This is a genomic window from Allocoleopsis sp., assembly GCF_036703385.1.
Taxonomy (GTDB): domain Bacteria; phylum Cyanobacteriota; class Cyanobacteriia; order Cyanobacteriales; family Coleofasciculaceae; genus Allocoleopsis.
Genome location: NZ_DATNPA010000655.1, coordinates 1 through 6,891, shown reverse-complemented (window position 1 = coordinate 6,891; position 6,891 = coordinate 1). Strand labels below are relative to the sequence as shown.

The window sequence follows — 6,891 nt, the reverse complement described above, 5'->3', positions numbered from 1 at the left end:
ACCTCTCATCCCGCACAACTACTCTTCACTCTCATCTGACTCATCCAGGTACAGCTGAATAAATTCCTGTGCCGCCTCTGGGTTAATCTTCCGAAGACCTTTTCTAATTTCGAGGACTGCCTCAGCCGACGGGTCTCTAATGTCATTAAACCAGTAATGCATTGTTGATCGCCCGATACCCATTGTCACTGCTAATTTATTTTGACTGATACTGTAGGCTTCCAATACCTGCCTCAGAGCCTTTCCTGCCTTTCCCATGAGTTACATGGTGTCAGAGGCTTATCACCAAGTAAATCTTCCTAATTGTGAACAATCTGGTACGATAAAGACGTTCCTGAATGTGAACAGCATATCATCTCTCAAACCAAAAGCCAGCGCTCAACTTTCGCAGGGCTGACGCTGGCTTCTGGCATCCTAATTCAAGGAGATTTTAATCATGGTAAAACTTCCGAGCGTTAAATGCGATCGCCCTTGGACAATTGTGCGTATTTTGCCCGATGCTCGACACTATACCGTCGCCCGTTTCCGCAATCGCCAAGACGCTAACGACCATCTGAGACTTTTACGGCGGTTCATTCCTGCGGCTAAGTTTGAGATTATCTTCGCTCCCCTTGAGGAAGAAGCACAGGATAATCCACGACAGTTCAGTTAAAGAGTCGATCCCCCCTAGCCCTTTCGTAAGGAAAGAAAGAATTCTTATTAGCCCCCCTTTTTAAGGGGGGTTGGGGGGATCTACCAGGGAATTGCAGTACCTAATGCTAAAATCCGCTACAACCATGCAACCGCTACGCCACCGCATCAATCCCCATTCCTTTGTCATTACCCTTCGACAAATCGCCAAACACCTGAAAATTAACCAAGAACGCATCCTCAACTGGGAAACATGGCATAACATCCTCTGGGTACATATCGAAGGAAAAGGCGGTTACTTCGTCAGTTACCGCAAACTCGAACAATGGATTGCCGCTTGCCGCACCTTGATTCACAGTTGCTCAAATCTGCCAGCTCTCGACGCCCTCTGGTCAGCTATCCTGCTAGAAGCCCAACGATATACCGAAGACGCCCTATCCCGAATCGAAGCCATCTGGCAGCAACGATACACTGATTTATCGACGCGCCGACAGAACTAGAGATGCGATCGCTCATTCCAAATCTCTTTTAGAACGCCACAACCTCTATGCCTCAAAGGTTACACTAGAATCTACCTTTATACTCTTGCCTTGATAGGGCATCTTGTGGCTAAGAAGGAGGCGATCCGAGTAGGGAAAGCTGGAGTGTGGCTTGCTCTTGGAAAATGATTATGGATGCCGAATCGCAGATAAGAGTACAGCTGCGGGTACTAAAGAACACCATTTACTACCGCTCTGCCTTGATAATCTGAGGCATTGATGTAACTTGCTAGACTTTGAAATTATAGGGTAATTGGTTGAATGAAAAGAGTGCCGTTGTGGGTGTTGTTCCTACTGGGTCTATTTTTATGGATTGGGGCTATTAGCATCAAGCAGACGTTTCCCTTAAGGGCACAACAGCCCTTGACGCCCCCGGCAACTCAAACCCAGACTAAAACCTTAACACTGCTATCTACGGCAAAGATAAAATCTGGCTCTGACGCGGAATTACAACCGTTTGACAAGCTAGTCAAAGACACGAAAAAGTTAGAAGGGTTGTTCAACCTTTACCATAATCAGGGAACAGGCAAAATTTACCTGGAAGTTAAGCCCCAACAGCTGAAAAAGAACTACCTTGCCTCGGTGACGATGGAATCAGGCATTGGCGAACGTGGGCTATACAGTGGACTACCGCTACAAACATGGCTGTTCTACTTCCGCCGGATGAATAATAATTTACACTTTGTGGTGCGGAATGTGAATTTTCGCGCCGAACCTGGCGATCCGCAAGTGCGATCGCTCGATCGCTCATTTAGCGATTCCGTTCTCTACTCCCTGCCCATTAAAAGTATTCATCCAACTCAAGAGACCATTCTCATCGATTTGGGTGATTTGATGCTCACAGATTTTCCAGGATTGACACCCTTTTTAGAACAGTCTTTAAAAGGAAACTACCAACTCGACGCGAGTAAGTCCTCTTTTGGCACAGCCAAAGCCTTTCCCACTAATGTCGAGATTGAATCGATTTATGGCTTCTCTCTAAGTTCTGGTGAAGGTGATTACCTGCCAACTCTCCCGGATAATCGTGCCCTTAGTCTTCATGTTCGCTATAGTCTCTCTCAGCTTCATGAAAACAACAACTATCGTCCGCGTCTAGCTGACGAACGTGTTGGCTATTTCGTAACGACTTATCAAGACTTCTCTAACAACAAACGTCGTGATTCATTTGTACGCTACATCAACCGCTGGCATTTAGAAAAACAAGACCCAAAAGCGTCCTTATCTCCCCCCAAAAAACCGATTGTGTTTTGGATAGAAAACGCCGTCCCTTTGGAATACCGTGAACCGATTCGCGAAGGGATACTGATGTGGAACAAAGCGTTTGAGCAGGCAGGCTTTAAAGATGCGATTCAAGTAGAGCAAATGCCGGACAACGCAGATTGGGATCCGGCGGATGTGCGCTACAACACTATTCGCTGGTTCAATTCTCTGGATGGATTTTTCGCTAAAGGTCCAGCGCGAGTTAACCCATTAACCGGAGAAATCTTAGATGCCGATATCATCGTAGATAGCAGTTTTGTTCGGGATATTCAGCAGGATTTTCGCCGTTTGGTGGAACAGAATCAATCGCAGGCGAATTCTTTGCTTTCAACATTGATGGGATCGGGTAATCTTTGCCCCTCAGTGACCGATCGCTCCTCAGCACCTAAGAAAACGTCTGTTTTATCACAAGTCGCTAAAGACAACGATCTTTGCTATGGCAGGGAATCCGCTCAGCAGTCTGCAATCGACCGAGTGGGGTTATCCCTGCTTTCATCCGATACCACGCTGAAGAGTGAGCAGATGAAGGAATATGTGCATCAGCGCTTGCGTTGGGTTATTGCTCATGAAGTTGGACATACTCTAGGGTTGCGTCACAACTTTCGGGGTAGTACACTCCTTGCGCCACAGGAGTTGAACAATACTAATATCACTCAGACTAAAGGTCTAGTCACCTCGGTGATGGACTATCTGCCCATCAACCTAGCACCCCAAGGGACTCCACAGGGAGACTATTTTCCTGATTCGGTGGGTGCTTATGATGAATGGGCGATCGAGTATGGTTACAAAGAAAGTGGTGCTATTGCTTCTCAAGCAGAACGGCGATTTTTAGACGAGATTGCCAAACGTTCCACTAACCCAGAACTTGCCTATGCCACGGATGAAGATATCATTGACCTGAACCCAGATGCCAATCGTTGGGATATGAGCAGTGATGTCTTAACCTATTCTCAAACCCAATTGGATAATGCACGGGCAATGTGGGCACGTTTGGAAAAGCGTTACCCCAGTAGTGGTGAGAGTTACAGTGAGCTGAGCGAACTTTTTGATCGGGTGTTCTGGCATTATTTCCAAAACACCTATTTCATCACCAAATATATTGGTGGGCAGTCGTTTTACCGCAGCCACGCGGGCGATCGCAATGGACGATTGCCCTTTGAACCGGTGCCAGTCGCCAAGCAGCGAGAGGCGCTTTCGGCATTGCAGAAGTACGTATTTGCAGCAGATGCGTTTCACTTCTCACCCCAATTGTTGAATAAGTTAGCACCATCACGCTGGAGAGATTGGGCAAATGACTTGAAGATCGAGCGATTGGATTATCCAATTCACGAGAGTATTTTCTTCTTGCAGAATCAGGTGTTGGGAGAGTTACTGTCGAGCGATCGCCTAATTCGCTTGCAAGATATTGAACTCAAGAGTGCCTCAGGACAAGCGTTGACGCTGCCAGAACTGTTTAAAACCTTAGAGGATAGTATCTGGACTGAGGTACTCAAACCCGACGATAAATCCTTCTCTATTTCCAGTTTCCGCCGCTCATTGCAACGGAGTTATCTCCACCACTTAACGAATATGGTATTGCGGAAGGTTGATGTACCTGAAGATGCCCAAACACTAGCTTGGTATCGCTTACGTCAGTTGCAAGGAAGCCTGAATAGTGTTTTGAGAAGGCACGGTGGCGATATGGACACTTACACAAAGGCTCACCTAGAAGAAACGCGATCGCGCATCAGCAAAACTTTAGAGGCTCAAATTCAATCACAGTGATTGTAATCCTCTATACAGTACGCCTTAATATTGATGCATCTGTCCTTAAGCATAGATATAGAAATGATCTACACAGAAGGCACTTCTCGATAGATATCTCGTCAGTACCTCTATTTTTAACGTAGTCCTCAGGAACGATAATTCAAAGTTCCCATAAATTTTCTGACCAGATTAGATGAAGGGTCGGATAAAGAGGGTTTTCTAGCCTTCAATATAAATAGGTACTTTGGTTAACGACTGCACCCAGTAGACCGTCGTGCCTCAAGGACGCTTCGCATACCCTAGGACTTATGTTTACCAAGGAAAAAACTCTCTCTACGGAGCTCAAAGGACAACGCACTCTTGCGGCGATTATTTTCACAGATGTCGTCAGCTATAGTGCAATGATGGCAGCCAATGAAGAGTACACCCTGGACTTACTCCGCCGGGATTTCCAAATTATGAAACAACTGTGTCAGCAGTTTGAAGGCAAAGTCCTCAAAACAATTGGCGATGCTCTGCTGATGTACTTCCCCAGTGCGGTTAAAGCCGTCGCTTGTGCCAAAGAAATTCAATCCAGCTTTGCAGAATTAGCCGCTAACCTCGCTCCAGAAGAAGTGCTTACTCATCGGATTGGCATTCATTTAGGAGATGTATTTTTCAATGGTTCCGATGTCATGGGTGACGGTGTTAATGTAGCCGCAAGATTGCAATCAGAAGCCCAACCCGGTGGGATTTGTATGTCCCAGACGGTCTATGATGTCGTCAAAAATGCCTTAGCTTTAACAGCCACTGAATTGGCACCCAAAAAATTAAAAAATATTCCCGGTTCAGTACTGGTTTACCAAATTCCGCCCATTCATCCTACCCCTTTTACAGCTCAAGCGGAGATTGAATTACTTGACCAAGAGGGGAGTAGTAACGAGTCAGAATTGGTCATTTACTCATCAGGTCAATGGGTATTATTACACGAACACTTCTTCCAAATCGAAACCTATAGTCAAAATGCCAATGGCAAGTTGATTATCCAAATCCCCTCTAGAAGTGTCCAAGATGATGCGACAATCCAATCCCTTCGCCCCAAACTCGACCAGTCACCACTCGTTAAATTTGCCTATCAAAATGATGGGTTCCTTGTAAAGGTAAAGGGTGTGGAATCGATATCCAGAGCTGATTGCAAACTCTGGACACTCACACTTGAAGCAAAACCAGTCAAGCTTGATGGTAAGACATTGGAGCAATCTTACAAAGGACGCAAGCAGTTTTATTCAGCAGATGACATTGCGACCCTGAAAGCAAGACGGCTGTTACTCAATGACCCACCTAAACTGCTAATGCTGCAAGATGCTCAAGTCTTCAGCCCTGCTCTCGCTGAGCGTGAAGTATTAGAGAAGTTAATTCAAAGCAGCGCGACTCCAGTCAGTATCGAAAATTGCGTCATCCAGTCTTCGTATTCAGGGTATAAAGAGCAGCCAAAGGTTTTCCTGGAGCTGGCACGACTCCAAGCTATTTTCTATCTAAAAGCGGCAGGTGTTGTTGAGCAAGTGACAGAGTTATCGTTGGGGCCGATTTGCCAAGGTAAGGTACATGTTCGGTTTCAAGGGAAAAGACAGCAAGTTTATGCGGGAATTGAACCAGCAGCAATGGCGATTGAAGGGGATTGCTCACTGGTGAGTCAAGTATCCAGTAATCATGTTGCAGGGTATCGTTAAGAAACCGAGAGCGGTTGTCAGTTGTTGTATCTTTAAACTTGCATGAATCGGACGGCAGGATGCCCATTCCCTACGAAATCTCAACACTTGAAACCTAATGAATTAGATAATTCGTAGCTTATACTGAGTTGTAGTCTAACGTAGAGTTGAACAAACCACTCCACACACAGAGAACGCTGAGGTGAGAGAAAGAGAGATAATAGCCACGGCTTTAGTAGCTCAGCAAGTATCAAAACTAGAGTAGCAATACTCAAGTTGGAAACAGAATGAAGTAGGAATTGATGGGTCTTCTAGAACAGAAGCGATTTTAACCTTCAACCCTCCAACCTTTAACCTTCAACCCTCCAACCTTCAACCATTAACCGCTTCATTAAACAATCAGCAATGCGAGATGCTGCACCTGGCTGACCCATTCGTTGAAAACCATTATCTGCAATTAACTGTAACCAATCTGGGTCACGCAACAACTGCTGCACCACAGTCGCAACTTTCTGGGGTTGCTCTACCAAAATCAGAGATGGCCCTAATAAGCGAGTTTGAGCTTCGGCAAAAGCTGGGGTATATTGTGGCCCTTTTCCAGGCATGGCGATCGCAGGTTTCCCTAACCCTACAAACTGCTCCGTTGCTGTTCCTGCCATTGCAATGCAGCAGTCGCCTTTGAGCAAGCAGAGATTATAGTCATTTTGAGTCAAAATCAGCGTGGCATTCTTCTTAGTAAAGGCGATCGCATGTTCATCCTCGAACTGAAGATTCGGGGTAGTCGATTCTAACGCTTGCTGATGCCACCCTTGTCCTTGCAGAATTTCCCGCAAAGGATCGAGGCTTAAAGCAGGAGCGATCGCACCGAGAAATAAGAGCTTTCGCTCGGTAAACGTCTCTAGAAAACCATCTGTCGCTTGTACAATTTGTCGCCAATTCTCATTCGCTTCCGGTACTCTAGAACCCGGTAGAAGGGTAACAACCAGCGATCGCTGCATTTCTTTCAACTCAGCATCGGTTTCATAAAA

General features: G+C 45.9%; 6 protein-coding genes. 4 read left to right on the top strand and 2 right to left on the bottom strand.

Translation table 11 applies throughout. From position 1 onward, the window contains the following. Positions 1-18 precede the first annotated feature (18 nt). Positions 19-258: a helix-turn-helix transcriptional regulator gene (locus V6C93_RS30995; protein WP_333480530.1), complete on the bottom strand. Its 240-nt coding sequence runs from the start codon at positions 256-258 to the stop codon at positions 19-21. 178 nt (positions 259-436) lie between these two features. On the opposite strand from V6C93_RS30995, the gene V6C93_RS30990 reads away from it, so the two are divergent. The 4 genes from V6C93_RS30990 (at position 437) to V6C93_RS30975 (ending at position 5,884) form a co-directional block, all read left to right on the top strand. Next, positions 437-652 carry a hypothetical protein gene (locus tag V6C93_RS30990; protein ID WP_333480529.1) on the top strand — a complete coding sequence of 72 codons (216 nt, stop codon included), beginning with the start codon at positions 437-439 and terminating at the stop codon, positions 650-652. Between the two features lie 124 nt (positions 653-776). Next, on the top strand, positions 777-1,130 hold the full coding sequence (locus tag V6C93_RS30985) for a hypothetical protein (protein WP_349262887.1): 354 nt from the start codon (positions 777-779) through the stop codon (positions 1,128-1,130). Positions 1,131-1,430: 300 nt separating this feature from the next. Then, positions 1,431-4,193 carry a zinc-dependent metalloprotease gene (locus V6C93_RS30980; protein ID WP_333480527.1) on the top strand — a complete coding sequence of 921 codons (2,763 nt, stop codon included), beginning with the start codon at positions 1,431-1,433 and terminating at the stop codon, positions 4,191-4,193. Positions 4,194-4,483: 290 nt separating this feature from the next. Beyond that, positions 4,484-5,884 (top strand): adenylate/guanylate cyclase domain-containing protein, encoded by a 1,401-nt coding sequence (locus tag V6C93_RS30975; RefSeq protein ID WP_333480526.1) that lies wholly within the window; start codon positions 4,484-4,486, stop codon positions 5,882-5,884. A 329-nt stretch (positions 5,885-6,213) separates the two neighbouring features. Here the strand turns inward: V6C93_RS30975 and V6C93_RS30970 are convergent. Then, positions 6,214-6,891 (bottom strand): lipid-A-disaccharide synthase-related protein (locus tag V6C93_RS30970; protein ID WP_333480525.1); only part of this gene is annotated, 678 nt, incomplete at its 5' end.